The sequence below is a fragment of the Bacillus sp. AMCV2 genome (genome assembly GCF_056033925.1).
The window spans coordinates 416590-438070 of sequence record NZ_JBVYIB010000002.1; the positions used below are offsets into that span (position 1 = coordinate 416590).

Sequence of the window (21481 nt, forward strand, 5' to 3'; positions counted from 1 at the left end):
ACAGATGGAAAAAGCCAGAATAAGCATCAGGCAACTGTTTGTCATGATTATCATTTTTGAGCTGGGCAGCTCCTTATTGATTACACCGGGATCAATGGCGGGCAGGGATGCTTGGATTGCAGTTCTGTTGGGGTGTGCAGCCGGTTTGTTTCTTTTCTATTTGTATCAAGGCATTTATCAATGTTACCCGAATTCTTCTCCGAAAGAATATATGGATGATATGCTGGGAACCAAGCTGAGCTGGCTGTTTTCATTTCTCTATATCTTGTACTTTGCCTATATTGCCGCAAGGGTCCTGCGTGACTTTGGAGAAATGTTGCTGACATTTGCTTATCATGATACACCTATCATTATTGTAAATGGTTTGTTAGTGGTAGTTAGCATATACGCCGTAAGAAAAGGAATCGAAGTGCTCGCCCGCGCGGCTGAGCTGCTTTTCGGAGCCATGTATTTACTGGGCGCAATCGGCCTCTTGCTGATTGTTGTCTCAGGTTCTATAGACCCGCATAACTTAAAACCGGTTTTGGCAGACGGCATTTCTCCTGTCCTTTACTCTGTTTTCACTCAGACCATGTACGTTCCGTTTGGCGAAGTCGTTTTATTTGTGATGATTTTCCCTAACCTGAATGACAGAAAAGATGTGAAAAAAGTGGGGATGATCGCCATGGCTATTAGCGGATTGGTTGTGGCGCTCACCGTGGCGATTAATATCAGCGTGCTTGATGTTGATCTTACACTCAGATCCCAGTTCCCGCTTTTAAGTACGATTCAGACAATCAAGGTCGAAGAATTTTTAGACCGGCTCGATGTCTTTTTTATGCTGGCGCTGATCATCGGCGGCTTCTTTAAGGTCAGCCTCTACTTATATGCCACTGTGGTTGGGACATCTACGCTCTTTAAGGAAAAGAACCCCTCTCAATTGGCTTATCCGATGGGATTGGGCATCTTAATCCTTTCTATAACGATCGCTACTAACTTTTCAGAGCACTTGAACGAAGGCTTGAAAGTGGTGCCGCTGTATATTCATTTGCCTTTTCAATTATTGTTTCCGCTCTTTCTGTTTATTGTGGCTGTTTGGAAAAAGAAACGAAGAGAGAAGTCAAAAGGGGCGGAAGCAAAAAAATGATAAAAAGAGCGGGGGGATGCAGCCGCCGCTCTTTTTATGTTCACTTCTATATAAAAGGGGGATATAGGGTGCGCCCCTGTCTGCACTGGCAGAGGCGCGTTTTGTTATACGACTGCGACGTTTTCCTTCACAGTAAAGCTTCCTCTTGAAAGTCTGATATTGATGTCTGACACTTTTGCAATTTGTTCATCGTGCGTCACCATAATGACGCATTTATTTTCTTTGTGCGCCAGATCTTGAAAGAGCCGTACGATCTCTTTTGATGTGTCCTCATCAAGGTTTCCGGTCGGTTCATCGGCTACGATAAGATCCGTGTCACAGCAGAAAGCCCTTGTAATTGATACCCGCTGCTGCTGTCCGCCGCTCAGTGTGAGCACTTTTTGCCGGGCTTGTTTTTCGTTGATGCCAACCTTCTGCAGCATGTCAAGCGCATATGATTCTTTGTTCTTTTCTTTAGAACCTGTGATTTCCATAGCGGTTGTGACGTTCTGCAAAGCCGTCATATACGGGAGCAGGTTGTACGCCTGAAAGACGATTGATACATATTGATTTCTGAAATTGGTTAAGCCGATTTTGGAAACAGCTTTTCCGTCGTAAAGGATGTTTCCTTCTTTTGGTGCGTCAAGTCCGCCTGCCAGAGATAGGAAAGTGGTTTTCCCCGTCCCTGATGTGCCGACGATTGTGTAGAATTTGCCTTTTTGAAAGCTGATGTTAATATCCTGAAACAATGGCTGGCTTTTGTCTTTATACCAGTAGCCGACTTGTTGAAATTCTAATAAGCTCATAGGTTCCGCCTCTTTCTATTCCTGTTTTGTCAATATCGTTTTCGGATGAAGCCGCAGGACTGAAATTGACGGCAGCAATGTTGCAATGATTGCGATAAGGATGCCGATCCCGCCAAGAATAAGCATGTCGTTCATAGAAACCGCGACGTTCAGTGAATCGATAACGTCCACGTTTGATGAACTGTGGCCGAACATTCCGCCGCCCATGCCGCCACCGCCGCCGGGCATTTGTCCGCTTGCGGTTTGCGTTGAATCGGTTGATGAACTGATCTGCTGGGATAAAAGCTGATTTCCAAGCTGATTCGCGACGAGATTTCCCGTCACAGATGCAAGACCGATAGCGAAAACGGCCACAATCAGAATCTCAGTCAAGAACTGTCCAATCAATTTCCATCGTTTTTCACCGATGGCCAATAACACGCCCATTTCGTATTTGCGCTCCCTGATTGACATCATGACAATCAGGCCAAGGATGACGGCGCCTGCCACTGATACAAGATACACCACGTTTTTAGAGAAAGAAGCCACATTTTCAATCGGGCCGACCATTTGCTGGTAAAGCTGATCGTTTGTATTCAGTGTGTACGTATCGAAGTCAATTGATGTTTTCTTCGCTGCTTTTACGAAAGCATCCATATTTTTCGCGTCGTCCATATAGTAAACGGCTGAGTCAATCGTATTTTTATAGTCGTCGCCTTTCAGCGCCGCTGTTGCTGTGTAAGGCGTATAAAGCTTGTTATAAGGATTTAAGAAAGAGAAATTTTGGGCTTGGTCATCACCTGAAGATGTTGTTTTATAAATACCGACGATCTTCAGCTTTACTGTTGTATCCTCATCTGTTGCTGATTCAATTGTGATCGAATCGCCAACGCTTAAATCATTTTCTTCCGCTAATGTTTCGTTGATCACTGTTACTTTTTTGCCGACATCTGATTTTGTAATCGCGCGTCCGTCAGTGATTTTTGAATCTCCGTCAGAGAAGTCATCAACTAATGCTGTGCTGATGACACCTTCAATCGAAAGATCGGCTTGCACCATTTGCGGTCCGCCTTGTCCGCCGCCTTGGCTGTTTTTAGCGTTTGAGCTTGAACTGCTGGAGCTGGAATCACTTGAACTAGAGCTTTCAATCGCATCAAAGTTTCCTGCGTTGGCTGAAGCTGATGTGGTGTAATTGTAGCTCTTCACATGATCAAGCGCTGCAAGCTTATTCGCATCAGACACTTTGATCTGTGTTGATTCGAAGCTGCGTTTTTCACCGCTGTCCTGCTGTTTTTCCATTTGCTTTTGGCGGTCAACCTGAAGTGTCACGCTTCCGCCAAATTCCTGTCTGGCCAGTTCGCTTGATTTTTGTGCTGCAGACTGGATGGTGAGTCCTGATAGAACAAAGACACATATGACTGTAAACACAAATAATTGCAATAACGTTTTTCCCTTTTTAGCCTTCATATTCCAAAAGGCCCGTTTGATAAAGTTCATTTATGTTCCTCCGTATAGGTTTTTTTATGGATAAGGCCACCTGTGGGGCGCGCCTCTTGCTGATAAATTAATAGTAGTCCAAAGGTATGAAAAAAATATGAACAATCTATTTCTAGTTGATGAAATAAAAACTAACAATTGTGAAACGCAAAACCTTCTGTTTAAAATGGTGCTATTATATAAAAAAGCATCAAAACAACCGGAGGATATAATGAAAATATTAATGATAGAAGATAATGTTAGTGTATGTACGATGACGGAGATGTTCTTTTTTAAAGAAGGTTTTGAAGCGGAATTCGTTCATGACGGGTTAGAAGGGTACCAGCGTTTTACGGAAGAAAATTGGGATCTGATCATTTTGGATATCATGCTTCCATCTATGGACGGCGTGACCATCTGCAGAAAAATTAGAGAGACAAGCACGGTGCCGATTATCATGCTGACTGCCAAAGACACTGAATCAGATCAGGTCATCGGGTTTGAGATGGGGGCGGACGATTATGTCACAAAGCCGTTCAGCCCGCTGACATTGGTTGCCCGCATCAAAGCCGTCATCAGAAGATACAAGGCGACAGGCAAAGCTGTTATTGATGAAGATATGATCGAATCAGAATGCTTTACCATTAATAAGAAGACGAGAGAAGTATTATTAAACGGAGAGCCTGTAGAAAATCTCACGCCGAAGGAATTCGATCTGCTTTATTACCTTGTCCAAAATCCGCGGCAGGTGTTCTCCAGAGAACAGCTGCTCGAGCAGGTATGGGGCTATCAGTTTTATGGAGATGAACGAACGGTTGACGTTCATATCAAACGGCTAAGGAAAAAGCTTGCCAGCGAGGACAAGCCTTTCCTGTATACTGTTTGGGGAGTAGGGTATAAATTTGATGAAGATTAAATATTTATATCAGCTGCTGCTAAGCCACATCAGCATTTTGATTTTAGCATTTGTCATTATCATTTCTCTGTTTTCCCACTTTGTGAAGGAATTTGCCTATCAAAACAAAGTAGAGGAATTGACGTCATATGCGGTGCAGATTGCAAATGAATTCCAAGCTGGCCAGGTGGACATGCGCAGGCTCTATCCTTATCAGGACATGTTAAGCACAAGAAAGACGCAGTTTATCATCTTTAATGAAGAGCAACAGCCTTATTTTCTTCCTGAAGGCTTTCATCACCCACCAAGGGAACAGCTGAAGAAATCAGAATGGAATAAGCTAAAAAAAGGGCAGACTGTCATGATCAGGGCAGATGGCCGTTTTGATGATGAAGTATCACTTGTGGCGCAGCCTATATTTGTTCAGAACGAATTTAAAGGCGCCGTTCTGCTGATTTCTCCGATCAGCGGCGTTGAACAGATGGTCAATCAGGTCAATCTCTATATGTTTTACGCTGTGATCAGCACGCTTGTGATTACGATTCTCGTAAGCTGGCTTCTGTCCAAATTCCATGTCAAGCGGATTCAAAAACTGAGAGAAGCGACAGATAAAGTGGCTTCCGGCGATTATGACATCCATTTGGAAAACAGCTACGGGGACGAAATCGGCGTACTGGCGTCTGACTTTAATATCATGGCGAAAAAACTAAAGCAGTCAAGGGATGAAATCGATCGCCTCGAGAAGCGGAGAAGGCAGTTTATCGCTGACGTGTCACATGAATTAAAAACACCGCTGACGACGATCAACGGTTTGGTTGAAGGGCTGAACAGCCATACGATTCCTGAGGATAAGAAGGATAAATGCTTCTCGCTGATCAGTGAGGAAACGAAGCGCATGCTGCGGCTCGTAAAAGAAAATCTGGATTATGAAAAAATCAGATCCCAGCAAATTACCTTGAACAAGCTAGACGTTCCTCTGATCGAGGTGTTTGAAATCGTGAAAGAGCACTTGCAGCAGCAGGCGGAAGAAAAACAAAACAAGCTGATGATCCAAGTAGAGGATCACGTCATCGTACATGCCGATTATGACCGGTTCATTCAAATTCTCGTCAACATTACGAAAAACAGCATCCAATTTACGCAAAACGGTGACATTTGGCTGCGCGGAATGGAAGGTTATAAAGAGACGATTATTGAAATTGAAGACACGGGTATCGGCATTCCAAAAGAGGATATTGAGCATATATGGGAGCGATTCTATAAAGCAGATATTTCAAGAACGAACACGGCATACGGTGAATACGGACTCGGTCTCTCGATCGTCAAGCAGCTCATTGAAATGCACCAGGGCACAGTAGAAATCAAGAGTGAAGAAGGGAAAGGCACAAAGTTTATCATCCGCCTTCCTTTAACGGCAAAACAGCAATAGCATACAGGGCGGCGGCATCATCTGATGGAGCCGCCTTTTTTATACACCGCTTCGGTTTATTGCGTGCTCCCGAAAACAAAGATTGCGTGTTTTTCGGGTTGGGACGGTCTATAAACATGATAAAATATGACATAAACAGTTTTTGATGGGAGAGGGTGAAGGAATGAAGAGCGGGGTAATTCCTTCTTCAGCGGTCGGTCAAAAAATTAACGAGTGGTACAGATATATCCGGACATTCAGCGTGCCGGATGCCGAAGTGTTAAAAGCTGAAATCCAGCAGGAACTGAAACACATGCAGCATGATTCCAACTTGCTGCTTTATTATTCACTAATGGAATTCCGGCACCAGCTTATGCTGGATTATCTTGAGCCGTTAGAGAAATTAAATATCGAAGACCAGCCAAGCCTGTCTGAATTATCAAGAAACATTGACAGCAACCAGGCAGATCTCAAAGGGCTGCTCGACTATTACGTGAATTTTTTTCGCGGGATGTATGAGTTTGATAAGCGGGAATTTATTTCTGCCATTACATACTATAAACAGGCGGAGAAAAAGCTCTCCTTTGTCGCAGACCATATTGAACGGGCTGAATTCTATTTTAAAATCGCGGAAGCTTATTATTATATGAAGCAAACGTATTTTTCATTGATTAATATAAAAAACGCTTATGAAATTTACGTGGAGCAGGAAACCTATAATGTGAGAATCATTCAATGCCATTTCGTGTTCGGGGTCAACCTGATGGATGAAAGAAATTTCGAACAAGCCGCACGCCATTTCAAATTGGCGCTCAATATGGCCCAAGCGGAACAAAAAGCCCAGCTGGTCGGAAGAGCATACTACAATCTCGGATTATGCTATTACAATCAAGACCTTCTAGACCCTGCCATTGATTACTTTGAAAAAGCGGTCTCCACGTTTGAAAGCAGCAGGATCGTCAATTCTCTCCCGCAAGCCTATTTTTTAATCACCCTGATTTATTATAAACAGGGAAAACATGATAAAGCTTCGGAATATCACAAGCGGGGCTATGAATATGCTAAAGAAACAGACGATGCAGACTATGCCGTAAAATTCGAGTTTTTGCAATCCCTATATCAGGATCAGCCCAATGAAGAAGGAATCGAACGATGTTTCCAATACTTAAAAAATAAAAATATGTACGCTGATATAGAGGATTTAGCCCTAGAAGTAGCAAAATACTACTATGAACAGAAATGGTTTAAACTGTCTGCTTCCTATTTTCTACAAGTTGAAGAGGCAAGAAAACAAATACAAAGGAGTGAAGGTTTGTATGAAATTGAAATCTAAGTTGTTTGTTATTTGTTTGGCCGCAGCCGCGATTTTTACAGCGGCTGGCGTTTCTGCTAATGCGGAAGCACTCGACTTTCATGTGACAGAAAGAGGAATGACGTAAGAACAAGCCCCTTCTCATTAGCGAGAAGGGGTTTTTCTTTTCAAAAAAACACCGCAAGACATAGTCTTGCGGTGCCGCCTTCATGGAGATTACGTTTATTTAGTAGCCTCCTACAAATGCAGTTCCCACAATGATCAAGAGGATAAATAACACAACAATCAAAGCGAAAGAAGTTCCGTAACCTGACATTTTGTGCACCTCCTTGCGAGATTGCTTCAGCAAATGCTGCAAAACTGTGGCGGACAGGGTCCCGCAGAGACGGTCAGCAGCTTAGTAGCCGCCAACAAACGCAGTCCCTACGATAATTAAAAGAATAAACAATACAACGATTAAAGCGAAAGAACTGATGCCGCCGTAACCGCCGCCGTTAGAGTATCCTGACATAAGGTTTCACCTCCCTATGAAGGATACTATAAGATATGCTGAACCGATCCATTTGGCAGGGATAATAGTGGACAAGAGAAAAAATGAACAATCAGGCTATATGAAGGTGATATAAAAAATAGCGGGCGCTGCCGCCCGCTATTTATGTACGATTAAGAGATCAGCACGCCCGCGAAAAATTCCTGGTATAACGCTTGAACGGCTTTTCTTTCTTCGGCTTCTTTTACGCCAAACATCATGCTTACTTCAGAAGATCCCTGATTGATCATTTCGATATTCACCTGTGCCTCTGATAATGCTTTGGCGGCTCTTGCCGTTGTACCGACATTGTGGCGCATCGCTTCCCCTACAACCATAATCAGGGCGAGATGATGCTCGACGATGACTTCATCGGCATGCAAATCCTCTTCGATCCGTTTGATGACGCTGCGCTCAGTGACGGCATCCATTTGCCCCTGCCGTAAAATGATCGTCATGTCATCGATTCCCGATGGAACATGCTCATACGTCAAACCATGCTCCTCCAGGATTTGAAGGGCTCTGCGGCCAAAACCGATTTCTCTGTTCATGAGATACTTGCTGATATAAATGCTGCAAAAACCAGTGTCGCTGGCAATGCCGACGACAGGCCCGTTTGTGTTATCCCGCTTGCTGACGACGCGGGTGCCTTCGGCTGAGGGGTTGTTCGTATTTTTGATCTGAACAGGAATCCCCGCTCTGAATGCCGGAATGAGCGCTTCATCATGAAACACTGAAAAACCCGCGTAGGACAGCTCCCGCATCTCTCTGTATGTCAGCTCGCTGATTTCCTTTGGATTCTGAACGAAGGACGGATTGACAGAATACACAGCGTCTACGTCTGTAAAGTTTTCGTACAAATCGGCTTGAAGTCCGTTGGCAAGAATCGAACCGGTAATATCAGAACCGCTCCGTGAGAATGTGATCACATCGCCATCCTTGCTGAATCCGAAAAAACCGGGAAAAATGATGAGTCCGTCACGTTCCCGAAGACGATAGAGGTTTTGATAGGATTCAGGAAGAACTTGCGCGTTGCCGGGTTCATTTGTCACAAAGAGGCCGGCATCCTTCGGGTTTACATATTCCGCTTTGACGCCTTTATAGCGGAAATAAGCGGCAATCAGCTTGGCATTGTTATCCTCCCCGCTGGCCTTGACTGCGTCAAGGTATTGCTCGGGATTGCTTTTATCTCCTTCTAAAAGCGTAAACAGATCATCTCTGATTTTTTCGATAATGCTTTGCCCCAGCTGAAGCTCATTGGCGATGAGAGCGTACCGTTCCACAACAGCTTCCGCCAGTTCAGGTGCGCTGCCTGTTTCCAAATATTGTTTTGCACATGCGATTAAGAGATCAGTCACTTTCGTATCCTCGGCATAGCGTTTTCCCGGAGCTGAAACGACTACAGCTTTCCGTGCCGGGTCTGAGGTAACGATGTGAAACACCTTGTCAAGCTGGGCGCCTGAAGCAAGTGAGCTGCCTCCGAATTTAACGACCTTCATGTTTACATCTCCTAATGTTTAAAATTTTCACACAAATTTAGTATTTATTATCTCTCTTTCAGTCCTGTAAATCAAGGGTTAATTTCTTTCTGGAGAGAACATTTGTATTTCTCACAAGGAATAATGTCAAGTTTGCTGACCGTATACCTGCGTTATAAAGATAAATATGGTAAACAGCCTAACGTTTTGAGATGGAAAATGGTCAGAATGATTAGTAAAATGGATAAATGACTAGGTTAATATTTTTAAAGAATATTGACTAACCCTAGAAAAATGGTAATATGTAAATGATAATGATAATCAATTACTATATGGCCATATTGTTTTGAGTCCTTGCGGAGTAGGAGATACGTTCTTTTTGCTGTAAGGATGTAAGGAGGCAGCATGAAGCTACGTTACTTATTTATTCTACTTATCATATTAGCAGTCACATCTGTATTTATCGGTGTAGAAGATCTTTCGCCGCTTGATCTCTTCGATTTAAGCAAACAAGAGGCGTCAACGCTGTTTGCAAGCCGTTTGCCGCGATTGATCAGCATTGTCATCGCGGGATTAAGCATGAGCATCTGCGGTTTGATTATGCAACAGATCAGCAGAAATAAATTCGTGTCACCGACGACGGCCGGCACGATGGATTGGGCGAGGCTCGGCATTTTAATTTCCTTGCTGCTGTTTACATCCGCCAGTCCTTTAATCAAAATGCTGATTGCGTTTGTCTTTGCCCTTGCAGGAAATTTTCTGTTTATGAAAATCCTTGAAAGAATCAAGTTTAACGACACCATCTTTATTCCGCTTGTCGGTTTAATGCTCGGGAATATCGTCAGTTCAATCGCGACATTTATCGCATATAAATATGACTTGATCCAGAATGTGTCATCATGGCTGCAGGGAGACTTCTCTTTAGTCGTGAAAGGAAGATACGAGCTTCTTTATCTGAGTATTCCGCTCGTCATCATTGCCTATGTGTATGCGGATAAATTCACATTGGCCGGTATGGGTGAAAGCTTTTCTGTCAACCTAGGCCTCAAGTACAAACGGGTTGTGAACATCGGGCTCATTATCGTGTCCCTGATCACGTCCCTTGTCATTTTGACTGTCGGTATGCTGCCGTTTCTCGGTTTAATCATCCCGAATATTGTATCGATTTACAGAGGAGACAATCTGAAGAGCAGCCTGCCGCATACTGCGCTGTTGGGAGCGGTGTTTGTGCTGTTTTGCGATATACTGGGCAGAATCATTATCTTCCCTTATGAAATCTCGATTGGCCTGATGGTCGGAATCATCGGCAGCGGCATTTTCCTGTTTATGCTGTTAAGGAGAAAAGCTTATGCGTAACCAGATGAAAATAGCTTTGCTCGTTGGTTTAGCCATTGTATGTATCGGCTTGTTTCTGTTTTATGACTTAGGCAATTGGGATTACACCCTGCCGAGACGAATCAAAAAGGTCGCAGCCATTGTGCTGACGGGGGGAGCGATTGCGTTTTCGACCATGATCTTTCAAACGATTACGAACAACCGCATCCTGACGCCGAGCATTTTGGGCCTTGATTCTCTCTACATGCTGATTCAGACTGGCATTATCTTTTTGTTCGGTTCTGCGAATATGGTCATCATGAATAAAAACATCAACTTTATCATATCTGTTCTGCTGATGATCCTGTTCTCTCTTGTTTTGTATCAGATCATGTTCAAGGGTGAGGGGAGAAATATCTTTTTCCTTCTGCTTATCGGAATCGTGTTTGGCACGCTGTTCAGCAGCCTGTCTTCCTTTATGCAGATGCTGATTGATCCGAACGAGTTCCAAGTTGTGCAGGACAAGATGTTTGCCAGCTTTAACAATATCAATACGGATTTGTTATGGCTCGCGTTCATCATCTTCCTGCTGACAGGCGTTTATGTCTGGCGTTTTACAAAATTTTTCGATGTGCTGTCGCTCGGACGCGAGCACGCCGTGAATTTGGGCATTGACTACGACAAAGTGGTGAAGCAGATGCTGATCGTGGTTGCGATTTTGGTTTCTGTTTCAACAGCGCTAGTCGGGCCGATTATGTTTTTAGGCCTTCTGGTCGTCAACCTGGCGAGAGAATTCCTGAAAACCTATAAGCATTCATACTTAATCGCAGGCTCCGTTTTCATCAGCATCATTGCGCTGGTCGGAGGGCAGTTTGTGGTTGAGAAAGTGTTTACCTTCTCAACGACGCTGAGCGTCATTATTAATTTTGCCGGCGGGATTTATTTTATCTACTTGCTGTTAAAGGAGAATAAATCATGGTAGAGGTCAGAAATGTAAGCAAACAATATGGCGGGAAAGTTGTCCTTGAAGAGACGTCAGTCACGATTCAAAAGGGCAAAATCACCTCGTTTATCGGTCCTAACGGCGCCGGCAAAAGTACGCTGCTGTCTATCATGAGCCGCCTGATCAAAAAAGATTCCGGCGAGATTTACATAGACGGACAAGAGATTGGAGCATGTGACAGCAAAGAGCTTGCCAAGAAAATGAGCATTTTGAAGCAGGCGAACCAAATCAATATCAGGCTCACGATCAAAGACCTCGTTAGTTTTGGCAGGTTTCCGTACTCACAGGGCCGGCTGACAGAGGAAGACTGGGTTCATATCAACCAGGCGCTTAGCTATATGAAGCTGGAAGACATTCAAGACAAATACTTGGATCAGCTGAGCGGCGGACAGTGCCAAAGGGCATTTATCGCTATGGTCATTGCCCAGGACACAGATTATATCTTTCTGGATGAGCCGCTGAACAATCTGGATATGAAACACTCAGTTGAAATTATGAAACTGCTGAAACGGCTGGTAGAGGAGCTTGGAAAAACGATCGTGATCGTCATTCACGATATCAATTTTGCTTCAGTCTATTCTGACTATATCGTCGCTTTGAAAAACGGCCGAATCGTAAAAGAAGGACCGCCTGAAGAAATGATAGAAACATCAGTGCTTGAGGAAATCTACGATATGACCATCCCGATTCAGACGATTGATAATCAAAGAATAGGTGTCTATTTTTCTTAATATATAGAAGAGGTGAAGAGCATGAAAAAGTTCGCATTACTATTCATCGCTTTGGTGACGGCAGTTGTGATTTCTGCATGCGGAAACCAAAGCACAAGCAGCAAAGGTTCTGATTCTAAGGAAGAACAAATCACGGTGAAACACCAGCTGGACAAAAACGGAACAAAAGTACCGAAGAGCCCTAAAAAAGTTGTCGTATTTGACTTTGGAAGCTTAGATACACTAGATAAACTTGGTCTTGATGATAAAGTAGCGGGACTGCCGAAACAAGCCCTTCCTAAATATCTGTCCAAATTCAAGGATGACAAATATGCTGACGTCGGAAGCTTAAAAGAGCCAGACTTCGAGAAAGTGGCAGATTTAGACCCTGACTTGATCATTATCTCAGGAAGACAATCTGAGTCTTACAAAGAATTCTCTAAAATTGCGCCGACAATTTACCTTGGCGTAGACACAGCGAAGTATATGGAATCATTTAAGTCTGACGCAGAAACAATCGGTAAGATCTTCGATAAAGAAGATGAAGTGAAGGATGAACTCGCAAAAATCGATCATTCAATCGCAGATGTAAAGAAAACGGCTGAAAAGCTTAACAAAAACGGTCTCGTCATCATGGCGAACGATGGGAAGATCAGCGCATTCGGTCCTAAATCAAGATACGGCCTGATCCATGACGTGTTCGGCGTGACACCGGCTGATAAAAACATCAAAGCGTCTACTCACGGACAAAGTGTTTCTTACGAGTACATTTCAAAAACAAACCCGGATTACCTGTTTGTCATTGACCGCGGTACAGCGATCGGTGAAACATCATCTACTAAACAAGTCGTTGAAAATGATTATGTGAAAAATGTAAACGCAGTGAAAAATGATCATGTCGTCTACCTTGATTCTGCTACTTGGTACTTATCAGGAGGCGGTCTTGAGTCTATGGCGCAAATGATCAAAGAAGTGAAAGACGGTTTAGATAAGTAAAACCACAAAGAGCCTCCGCTAAGTAGCGGGGCTCTTTTTTTGTTAATCAGCGTGCCGGCTGCTGTTCGGCAGGGCGCTGAGGTTTCTTTAATGTGAATGAGAGAAGGAAGCCGACAAGTGCAATGACGGCAGCCACAATAAAAGCGGCGTTCATGCCGTGCAGGGCGGCGTGCTTCACATTTGTCGTGCCTGCATGTGCCGCCTGGTTGCTCATCACGGAAACCAATAGTGCGGTTCCGATCGAGCCGCCGACTTGGCGAATCGTGTTGTTCATCGCAGTTCCGTGCGGAATCAAGTGGCGCGGAAGCGCGTTGATTCCGGCTGTTGTCACCGGCATCATGATCATGGCGGTGCCTAAGAGACGAACAGTGTATAAAACGACAATCCAAGCGAGTGATGTATGGTCAGTCAGCTGCATAAACGGCAGAGATGTCAGGAAGATGATGCAGAAACCGGCAATCGCCAGCCCTCTTCCGCCGACACGGTCAAAAATTCTGCCGATAATCGGCGACATAAAGCCCATCACAACGGCTCCCGGAAGGAGCATAAGCCCTGTATCAAAAGCTGTGACGTCTCTGACATTTTGTGTATAAAGCGGCAGGATGGTTTCCGTACCGATCAATAATGCAAAGACGAGGGTTCCCAGCAGTGTTGTTAAGCTGAAAACGCCAAACGTGAAGACGCGGAATTCCAGCATCGGTTTTTCAAGCTTCATTTGTCTTGTGATAAACAAGAGCAGCGCGATGACACCCACCAGCAGTGAAATCAAGACGGTTGAACTGGACCAGCCGTAAGAGCCGACGCTTGAGAAGCCGTATAGAAGGCCGCCGAACCCAAATGTTGAAAGGATGACTGATAAAATATCAATCTGTGTTTTTCTTAAAGTCGTCACGTTTTTCATCAGGATGCTGGCAAGAATCAAATCAATCACAGCAAACGGAAGAATAATATAAAACAATGATCTCCAAGAGAAAGCTTCGACAGCCCATCCGGAAAGAGTCGGTCCGATCGCAGGCGCGAATGAGATGACCAATCCGACCATACCCATAGCCTGGCCGCGCTTTTCAATCGGAAAGATTGTCAGGAATACAGTCTGCATGAGCGGCATCATAATGCCGGCTCCAGCCGCTTGAATGATACGTGCTGTCAGCAGAACCGGGAAGTTCGGCGCGAACGCTCCGACGACTGTTCCGGCAGTGAAAATGCTCATTGCTGTGATGAGCAGCGCCCGGCTTGTGAATTTCTCAATTAAAAACGCAGTAATCGGAATTAAAATCCCGTTGGTTAACATAAATGATGTGGTCAGCCATTGTGCTTGGTTGGCATCGACATTGAAATCCCTCATGATATGGGGAAGTGCGGTAATCAACAATGTCTGGTTCAAAATCGCCACAAACGCTCCGGCTAACAAAATGCCGACAATGACAGAACGGTTAAAAGGTTTTTGTTCAATACTTGTGTTCAATACATATCCCTTCTTTTCTCTAAGTAATTAACAGTGTTTTTAACATGGAAACGGGCTGTGTTAAAACACCGGTTTGTTCCAGATAGCCAATCAGTGATTTGAGTAAAAAAGCGCGGGGTTCTTCCTTCTTGGCTTCTTCCTCCAGCATAGCGGCTGCGGAAGTCAGTTCATCTACGTCATAGTCCGCGGCGGACAGGGAAGAGATGCCTTTATGTAATTCTTTCAGGCTTTCCGATAATAGGACTGATTTATCCTTTGGCTTGTAGGAGGATGCTGAATGAATATAAAGCTCGATTGCTTCGGGCGGAAGAAGAGACTGGCGGGTTTCCCTGTTTTTGATAATCTGATTGAGGGTGCTGATGATAAACTCTGCGATCGGGTCAAGCTCAAGCGGTTTTTCCTCGATTTTGATCAGCATTAAAAACTCACGCATCATGCCGTGAAGAATGATGACCAAATCCCACACAAACGGGAGAATGGTTTCTCCATACGCCTGGATCAGCGAATCGCGGTGCCAGCAGATAATCGTCGATCTGGTCTGATGGATATGCTGTTTGACCCGGTCATTATGCAGCTTGGGGTTTCCGTAGGTCATCATATTGAAAAACTGCTGATTCCGCCTGAAGCCCTCCAGTTCCATTTTGACCTTTTGCGTCAAACGCTCCTCCGGTGTAAGTGCGGTATTTTCCTGAAGTCTTGAGGCTGCGGCCACCATTTGCTTCTGGTTAAATGACAGCAGCTCCAAAAGCAGATCTTCTTTAGATTGGAACAGCTTATATATCGAAGCTTTTGACATCTTACATTCTTCTGCGATCGCCTGCATGGAAACCGACGTAAAATCCTTTTCCGAAAAAAGCTTTCGCGCGGCTAACAAGATATCTGTTTTTTTATCAAGCATCTCATGGCTTCCTTCTTTCTTGAACATTAGAAAACCCATTGGTTCACAGAAAACCAATGAGTAACTATGAAAAAATTTTACCAAATAAACAAAATAGAAGTCAATGGATTTTAACCGGGTAAATGAAAGGCCTGCCGGAAAATCCGACAGGCCGAATAAGAGCTTATTTTTCAACTTTAAATCCTTGTTTTTCAAGCATTTCACGGATGTGCGGATAGTACAGGCGCTCATAGTAGGAAGCGATGCTCTGTGACCAATTTCTTGTTTCTTTTCCGTTTGTCCGTTTATTCATGTATTCAGACATCTGTTCGTCGTATGCCTGAATGTGAGACGTCAGCTCATCCTGATTCAAATAAGTTTCCTGATGATTGACAGCTTCCTGCGGCAAGCGCGGTTTTTTCGCTGAACGGTCGGCAGGATGCCCAATGACAAGGCCGGATAAAGGGAACACGTATTTTGGAAGCTCAAGCAGTTCGATCAGCTCTTGAGGGTTTCCGCGAACCGCACCGATCGGAACTGTGCCAAGTCCGAGTGACTCAGCCGCTGCTGTTGCTGTGCCGAGGGCAATACCAGCGTCTACTGCGCCGACAAGAACAGATTCCAATCCATTTGTGATTTCCATTTTGAAATCATGCAGATCTTCAAGCGCGATTTTGGCCCGGTTGAAATCTGCGCAGAACAGCAGGAAAACAGGAGCTTGATCGATCCATGGCTGGCCGCCTGCCAGCTCGGAGATTTTCTTTTTGCGCTCTTTATCCTGGACTGTGATCACAGTCACTTGCTGTCCGTTGATAGAAGAAGGGGCTGATTGCACCGCTTCAATGATTTGGTCCAATTGCTCCTGAGCTACAGGCTCATCTGTGTAGCTGCGAATCGAGCGGTGGTCTGTTAAAGATTTAATCACTTCATTCATATGAGACACCCTTCCTTTACTCGCTAAGCTCTGTGCGGACAACATCAAGAGGAGCGCTCAGCAGTTCTTTTCCTTTTGCGACAAATCCTTGGAAATGCGCAGTTTCGTTATGGAATTTCATTGCCGCTTCATCTTTCCATTTTTCAAGCATGACAAATGTATTTTCTTCGCCTACTTTTTCAAATAGGTCGTATTGCGCGTTGCCTTCCTCAGCTCTTGAATGCTGAACAAGTGATTGAGCCTCGCTCAAAAATTCCTCGCGTTTTTCTGGTTTTACTTTGATGTAAGCTTGTAATACGATCATGTAAATCTCCTCCGTTGTTATGTGAATTTATTGTTCGAATTTCATCGAACTAAATGTAACATGTATTCTAAATGAGGTAAAGGAAAAACCCTTAAATAGTAAAATTGTCATTCTAATTGTTGTGTGATACATTTGTGTCATGAACATTCCAAACCATCCAGAAACAGAAACATTGCAGCTGACAAAGGTTCTTCATGCACTTAGTGATCCGCTTCGTTTAGAGCTCGTCAAGCAATTAGCTGAAGCAAAAGAAAAAACGTGCAGCACCTGTGCAGATGTGCAGGTTGCCAAATCGACTTTGTCGCATCATTTTAAAGTTTTGAGAGAATCAGGTATCGCTCAAGTTCGGATAGAAGGAAAGCGCCGGTATTATTCGCTTCGCGCTGAAGACCTTGAAAAGGCATTTCCGGGCCTGCTTGAAGCCGTGCTGAATGTAGACCAGGACCGCTGGTGAATCAATCCCCTGTAACGGGGATTTTTTTATGTCCGTAAACCGCTTTGAAAAGCCGCTGCACACCCTCCTGAATATCTTCTTCCTTCAGCCGTGCAAAGCCGATAATGAGAGCGGGCCTGCCCGTTTGCCGCTTGTTTTTCTTCAAGTTAAATCGGCTCATTCCGAATATTTCAAGCTGCAGCCCGGCAGCATGTGACAGGATGTCTTGTTCGGTGCGCCTGGTATCAAATTCGGTAACAAAATGCAGCCCCGCATTTGCCCCTTTTACGGTAACCTCTCCGCTGAACTCTGCTTCTAAAGCGGTGATCAGGCGTTCTCTCTTTTCTTTATAATGCTGCTTCAATTTTTTTATATGCTTCTGATATTCACCAGACTCGATAAATTCCTGCAAGGTGAGCTGTGTAAGTGATGAGCAAGTCTGCAGATCATAGCCCCGCTGTTTGTATGTCCTCAACAGCTCAGGCGGCAACACCATATAGCTGATCCGCAAGCCGGGGAGAAGGGATTTTGAAAAGGTTCCCATATAGATGACATTTTGAAAACGGTCGAGGCTTTGCAGCGCCGGAATACTGTCTACATCATATGTGAATTCACTATCATAATCGTCCTCAATGATATATCGGCGCGGCTCCTCGGCTGCCCAGTTCAGCAGCTGAATTCTTCTGGATACAGGCATAATCGTTCCGGCCGGAAACTGATGCGACGGGGTGGTCACCAGCACATCAGGCTGCTGTCTGGTGATTTCAGCAATCGACATGCCTTTTTCATCCAGCATGATCGTCTTTACTTGTTTTCCGGCATTCTTCAAAAGCTGATACATGCGCCTGTAGCCAGGCTCCTCCATCGCATACACGGCTTCCTTGGGTAAAAGCTCAGTCAACAGCTGCATGAGCACCTGTGTGCCTGCCCCTATGATCATTTGTTCCGGCCTGCATTTTACACCCCTCGTCAGGGAAATGAGCCTGGTAATGGCCGCTCTCACTTCATATATCCCTTGCGGATGTGACATATCGCCGAGCGTGCGGTATGAACGGGAGGCCGCTTTTTGCTCGCAGCGGAACCAGCTTTTGATCGGAAAATGGTCTGTATCGGAACTCATGTGTGAAAACGATATCCAATCGCTCTGATCGATGTGAATCTCTTTTAGGTCATCCGGCAGTGCAAATGGAGGGTGCTCCTCGGCGGAAAACATGTCTAGCTCCTCCACGAAGAAACCCTTTCGTTCAATGGCGTACAAATACCCTTCAGCCAGCAGCTGCTGATAGGCTGAATTCACTGAATTTACGCTGACCTTGAGATTTTCAGCCAGCTCCCGCTTGGAGGGAACCTTCGAGTGCGGCAGCAGATTGCGGCTGAGGATTTCTTTTTTCAGCTTTTGATAAATTTGCTGATAGATATAATCGGCTTGTTCTGAACGATCGAGTGTAATCGTGATATCCATTTGTAGTTTCTCCTTCTGATACCATCAAAAAGTTATAATTGGTACTTTTCATCATACCAAAGAGAAGTCAGAATGATAAGAAAATACCGACAGGGGGATATTCATATGAGTCAAACAACAGCAAGCATCACAACTGCACAATGGCAGCAAAAACGGGATCAATTTGTGTCAAAAGGTGTGAGCAACGGCAACCGCAGTCTGGCGGTCAAAGGAGAAGGGGCCGAGCTGTACGATCTGGACGGCCGGAGATTTATTGATTTTGCAGGCGCCATCGGCACGTTAAATGTCGGACACTCGCATCCGAAGGTGGTTGAGGCTGTGAAGCGGCAGGCAGAGGAGCTGATTCATCCTGGCTTCAATGTCATGATGTACCCGTCTTATATCGAGTTAGCCGAAAAACTATGCGGCATTGCACCGGGCAGCCATGAGAAAAAAGCGATTTTGCTTAACTCAGGGGCAGAAGCGGTCGAAAACGCTGTGAAAATTGCCAGAAAGTATACAAAGCGCCAAGGCGTTGTCTCGTTTACGCGCGGGTTTCATGGACGCACGAATATGACGATGAGCATGACAAGTAAGGTAAAACCTTATAAATTCGGTTTCGGGCCTTTTGCGCCAGAGGTTTATCAAGCGCCGTTCCCTTATTATTATCAGAAGCCGGCCGGCATGAGTGATGAAAGCTATGACGATATGGTCATTCAAGCATTCAATGATTTCTTTATCGCTTCAGTGGCGCCTGAAACGGTGGCGTGTGTCGTGATGGAGCCAGTGCAGGGAGAAGGCGGGTTTATTATTCCTTCGAAACGGTTCGTGCAGCACGTCGCTTCATTCTGCAAAGAACACGGCATTGTTTTTGTTGCTGATGAAATCCAAACCGGCTTTGCCAGAACTGGCACTTATTTCGCAATTGAGCACTTTGATGTAGTGCCCGATCTGATCACGGTTTCTAAATCGCTTGCGGCAGGCCTGCCATTAAGCGGTGTGATCGGGCGTGCGGAAATGCTTGATGCGGCAGCGCCAGGGGAGCTGGGCGGCACGTATGCCGGCAGCCCGCTCGGCTGCGCGGCGGCTTTGGCAGTCTTGGATATTATCGAAGAAGAAGGACTGAATGAGCGATCTGAAGAAATTGGCAAAATCATTGAAGACAAGGCGTATGAGTGGAAAGAAGAATTCCCGTTCATCGGTGACATCCGCAGGCTCGGGGCGATGGCCGCAATCGAAATCGTCAAGGATCCAGACACGCGTGAGCCTGATAAAGCAAAAGCAGCAGCGATCGCGGCCTATGCGAATCAAAACGGATTACTTTTGCTGACAGCGGGAATTAACGGTAATATCATCCGCTTTTTGACACCGCTCGTCATCTCAGACAGCCTTTTAAATGAAGGGCTCAGTATCTTGGAGGCGGGCCTGCGAGCTTAATCATTGGAAAGAAAACGGCTGGGTCTGCTATCATTTTAAGTAATCATGAAAAGAAAGGAATGTTCAATATGCCAGATCAATTAACGGTCTACAACCCGGCTACGGGCGAGGAGATCAAAACGATTCCTCAGCAATCAGCCACAGAGGTAGAAGAAGCCATTGAACGTTCACATCAAGCGTTTAAAACGTGGTCTAAAACATCAGCGAACGAAAGAGCGTCTCTTTTGAAAAAATGGTATGAGCTGATTGTTGAACATAAAGAAGAGCTTGCAGATTTAATTACAAAGGAAAACGGAAAACCATACCAGGAAGCAGTCGGCGAGGTACTTTACGGCGCAGGCTATATCGAATGGTTCGCAGAGGAAGCGAAGCGTGTGTACGGAAGAACGGTCCCGGCCCCGACAACTGGTAAACGAATTGTTGTCACACGCCAGCCGGTCGGCCCCGTTGCTGCTATCACGCCCTGGAATTTCCCGAATGCGATGATTACACGCAAAGCGGCGCCTGCTCTTGCCGCTGGCTGTACATTTATCATCAAGCCGGCGCCAGACACACCGCTGTCTGCTTATGAACTAGCGCGCCTCGCATATGAAGCTGGCATTCCGAAGGATGTTCTTCAGGTTGTGATCGGTGATGGAGAAGAAATCGGAAATGTGTTCACAAGCAGTCCGAAAATCCGCAAAATCACGTTTACAGGCTCAACACCTGTAGGGAAAATCCTTATGAAAAACAGCGCGGACACCGTGAAGCACGTCTCAATGGAACTCGGCGGACATGCCCCGCTGATCGTAGATGAAGATGCAGACATTGACCTTGCCGTTGAACAGGCGATGGCGTCCAAATACCGAAACGCCGGCCAAACCTGCGTATGTGCCAACCGCCTGATCGTTCATGAGTCCATCAAGGATGAATTTGCTGCGAAACTGAGCGAGCAAGTGTCTAAGCTGAAAGTCGGAAATGGACTTGAGGAAGGCGTCAATGTCGGACCGATCATCAACAAACGAGGCTTCGAAAAAATCGTCAGCCAAATAGATGATGCGGTTGAAAAAGGCGCAAAAGTGATTGCTGGGGGCACATATGACCGAAACGATGACAAAGGGTGCTACTTTGTGAATCCGACAGTGCTCACCGATGTCGATACGTCCATGAACATCATGCATGAGGAAACATTCGGCCCGGTCGCCCCGATCGTCACGTTTTCTGATATTGATGAAGCGATTCAGCTTGCCAACGATACACCGTATGGCTTGGCTGCATACTTCTTCACAGAAAACTACCGCCGCGGCATCTATATTTCCGAGAATCTAGAGTATGGCATTATCGGCTGGAATGACGGCGGACCGTCAGCGGTTCAAGCGCCATTCGGCGGAATGAAAGAAAGCGGCATTGGCCGTGAAGGCGGTTCAGAAGGTATCGAGCCGTACCTTGAAACAAAATATTTGTCCATCGGTTTATAAAAGAATGCAAGCTCCTGAGAGCTGCCGGATTTTCCGGCAGCTCTTTTTGTGTTCCGGCGAATAATCACAACAATTCCAGCCAAAATAACAGCAAATACATTTTGAAAGAAGGTTCCCCAACA

General features: G+C 45.2%; 22 protein-coding genes. 12 read left to right on the forward strand and 10 right to left on the reverse strand.

Translation table 11 applies throughout. The features are described 5' to 3' along the window. Positions 1–4 precede the first annotated feature (4 nt). Positions 5–1126 carry a spore germination protein GerKB gene (gene gerKB, locus AC0OMA_RS02155; RefSeq protein ID WP_174616555.1) on the forward strand — a complete coding sequence of 374 codons (1122 nt, stop codon included), beginning with the start codon at positions 5–7 and terminating at the stop codon, positions 1124–1126. A 104-nt stretch (positions 1127–1230) separates the two neighbouring features. Here the strand turns inward: gerKB and AC0OMA_RS02160 are convergent, their stop codons facing one another. Continuing rightward, complete coding sequence (locus tag AC0OMA_RS02160; RefSeq protein ID WP_015382762.1) at positions 1231–1911, reverse strand: ABC transporter ATP-binding protein; 681 nt, start codon at positions 1909–1911, stop codon at positions 1231–1233. 15 nt (positions 1912–1926) lie between these two features. Then, the gene (locus AC0OMA_RS02165; RefSeq protein ID WP_474221855.1) at positions 1927–3387 is read right to left on the reverse strand and encodes an ABC transporter permease; all 1461 of its coding nucleotides are present in this window, start codon (positions 3385–3387) and stop codon (positions 1927–1929) included. A gap of 211 nt (positions 3388–3598) precedes the next feature. Here AC0OMA_RS02165 and yclJ point away from each other — a divergent pair, with 211 nt between their 5' ends. From yclJ to phrC, 4 genes are all read left to right on the forward strand, one after another. Next, the gene (yclJ, locus tag AC0OMA_RS02170) at positions 3599–4282 is read left to right on the forward strand and encodes a two-component system response regulator YclJ (RefSeq protein ID WP_015482792.1); all 684 of its coding nucleotides are present in this window, start codon (positions 3599–3601) and stop codon (positions 4280–4282) included. Continuing rightward, the gene (gene yclK / locus AC0OMA_RS02175) at positions 4269–5690 is read left to right on the forward strand and encodes a two-component system sensor histidine kinase YclK (protein WP_080467384.1); all 1422 of its coding nucleotides are present in this window, start codon (positions 4269–4271) and stop codon (positions 5688–5690) included. The genes yclJ and yclK overlap by 14 nt, the downstream gene beginning before the upstream one ends. A gap of 163 nt (positions 5691–5853) precedes the next feature. Continuing rightward, the gene (gene rapC, locus AC0OMA_RS02180) at positions 5854–7002 is read left to right on the forward strand and encodes a response regulator aspartate phosphatase RapC (RefSeq protein WP_014475800.1); all 1149 of its coding nucleotides are present in this window, start codon (positions 5854–5856) and stop codon (positions 7000–7002) included. Further along, positions 6986–7108 (forward strand): phosphatase RapC inhibitor PhrC, encoded by a 123-nt coding sequence (gene phrC / locus AC0OMA_RS02185; protein WP_003224994.1) that lies wholly within the window; start codon positions 6986–6988, stop codon positions 7106–7108. Before rapC ends, phrC begins: the two co-directional genes overlap by 17 nt. Before the next feature lie 99 nt (positions 7109–7207). Here phrC and AC0OMA_RS02190 read toward each other — a convergent pair whose 3' ends face one another. From AC0OMA_RS02190 to AC0OMA_RS02200, 3 genes are all read right to left on the reverse strand, one after another. Further along, positions 7208–7297, reverse strand: a complete 90-nt coding sequence (locus AC0OMA_RS02190) for a YjcZ family sporulation protein (protein WP_015482794.1) — start codon at positions 7295–7297, stop codon at positions 7208–7210. An 81-nt stretch (positions 7298–7378) separates the two neighbouring features. Next, on the reverse strand, positions 7379–7492 hold the full coding sequence (locus AC0OMA_RS02195; protein WP_014478831.1) for a YjcZ family sporulation protein: 114 nt from the start codon (positions 7490–7492) through the stop codon (positions 7379–7381). Between the two features lie 152 nt (positions 7493–7644). Next, complete coding sequence (locus AC0OMA_RS02200) at positions 7645–9009, reverse strand: aspartate kinase (RefSeq protein ID WP_181218240.1); 1365 nt, start codon at positions 9007–9009, stop codon at positions 7645–7647. A 384-nt stretch (positions 9010–9393) separates the two neighbouring features. On the opposite strand from AC0OMA_RS02200, the gene yclN reads away from it, so the two are divergent. Genes yclN through yclQ form a run of 4 tightly spaced genes read left to right on the forward strand, consistent with a single transcriptional unit; the run spans position 9394 to position 13011 of the window. Next, positions 9394–10344, forward strand: coding sequence for a petrobactin ABC transporter permease YclN (yclN, locus tag AC0OMA_RS02205; protein WP_015382768.1), 951 nt, complete (start codon positions 9394–9396; stop codon positions 10342–10344). Then, positions 10337–11284 carry a petrobactin ABC transporter permease YclO gene (gene yclO / locus AC0OMA_RS02210; protein WP_003246705.1) on the forward strand — a complete coding sequence of 316 codons (948 nt, stop codon included), beginning with the start codon at positions 10337–10339 and terminating at the stop codon, positions 11282–11284. The genes yclN and yclO overlap by 8 nt, the downstream gene beginning before the upstream one ends. After that, positions 11278–12036 carry a petrobactin ABC transporter ATP-binding protein YclP gene (gene yclP / locus AC0OMA_RS02215; protein ID WP_003234487.1) on the forward strand — a complete coding sequence of 253 codons (759 nt, stop codon included), beginning with the start codon at positions 11278–11280 and terminating at the stop codon, positions 12034–12036. Before yclO ends, yclP begins: the two co-directional genes overlap by 7 nt. Positions 12037–12057: 21 nt before the next feature. Further along, a complete protein-coding gene (gene yclQ, locus AC0OMA_RS02220) occupies positions 12058–13011 on the forward strand; it encodes a petrobactin ABC transporter substrate-binding protein YclQ (RefSeq protein WP_015482797.1) in 954 nt (317 codons plus the stop codon). 46 nt (positions 13012–13057) lie between these two features. Here yclQ and AC0OMA_RS02225 read toward each other — a convergent pair whose 3' ends face one another. From AC0OMA_RS02225 to AC0OMA_RS02240, 4 genes are all read right to left on the reverse strand, one after another. Further along, positions 13058–14476, reverse strand: a complete 1419-nt coding sequence (locus AC0OMA_RS02225) for an MDR family MFS transporter (protein WP_014478836.1) — start codon at positions 14474–14476, stop codon at positions 13058–13060. Positions 14477–14495: 19 nt separating this feature from the next. Next, on the reverse strand, positions 14496–15374 hold the full coding sequence (locus AC0OMA_RS02230) for a TetR/AcrR family transcriptional regulator (RefSeq protein ID WP_474221856.1): 879 nt from the start codon (positions 15372–15374) through the stop codon (positions 14496–14498). A gap of 163 nt (positions 15375–15537) precedes the next feature. Continuing rightward, a complete protein-coding gene (gene nfsA / locus AC0OMA_RS02235; RefSeq protein ID WP_003234479.1) occupies positions 15538–16287 on the reverse strand; it encodes an oxygen-insensitive NADPH nitroreductase in 750 nt (249 codons plus the stop codon). Between the two features lie 16 nt (positions 16288–16303). Next, complete coding sequence (locus AC0OMA_RS02240) at positions 16304–16591, reverse strand: putative quinol monooxygenase (protein WP_003234477.1); 288 nt, start codon at positions 16589–16591, stop codon at positions 16304–16306. A gap of 139 nt (positions 16592–16730) precedes the next feature. Here AC0OMA_RS02240 and AC0OMA_RS02245 point away from each other — a divergent pair, with 139 nt between their 5' ends. Next, the gene (locus tag AC0OMA_RS02245; RefSeq protein ID WP_003234476.1) at positions 16731–17045 is read left to right on the forward strand and encodes an ArsR/SmtB family transcription factor; all 315 of its coding nucleotides are present in this window, start codon (positions 16731–16733) and stop codon (positions 17043–17045) included. Between the two features lies 1 nt (position 17046). Here AC0OMA_RS02245 and gabR read toward each other — a convergent pair whose 3' ends face one another. After that, positions 17047–18486 carry a MocR-like transcriptional regulator GabR gene (gabR, locus tag AC0OMA_RS02250; RefSeq protein WP_474221857.1) on the reverse strand — a complete coding sequence of 480 codons (1440 nt, stop codon included), beginning with the start codon at positions 18484–18486 and terminating at the stop codon, positions 17047–17049. A gap of 105 nt (positions 18487–18591) precedes the next feature. Here gabR and gabT point away from each other — a divergent pair, with 105 nt between their 5' ends. Together gabT and gabD are read left to right on the forward strand one after the other, a co-directional pair. Continuing rightward, positions 18592–19902 carry a 4-aminobutyrate--2-oxoglutarate transaminase gene (gene gabT, locus AC0OMA_RS02255; protein WP_474221858.1) on the forward strand — a complete coding sequence of 437 codons (1311 nt, stop codon included), beginning with the start codon at positions 18592–18594 and terminating at the stop codon, positions 19900–19902. A gap of 68 nt (positions 19903–19970) precedes the next feature. Beyond that, positions 19971–21359, forward strand: a complete 1389-nt coding sequence (gene gabD / locus AC0OMA_RS02260; RefSeq protein ID WP_015382777.1) for a succinate-semialdehyde dehydrogenase — start codon at positions 19971–19973, stop codon at positions 21357–21359. Positions 21360–21481 lie beyond the last annotated feature (122 nt).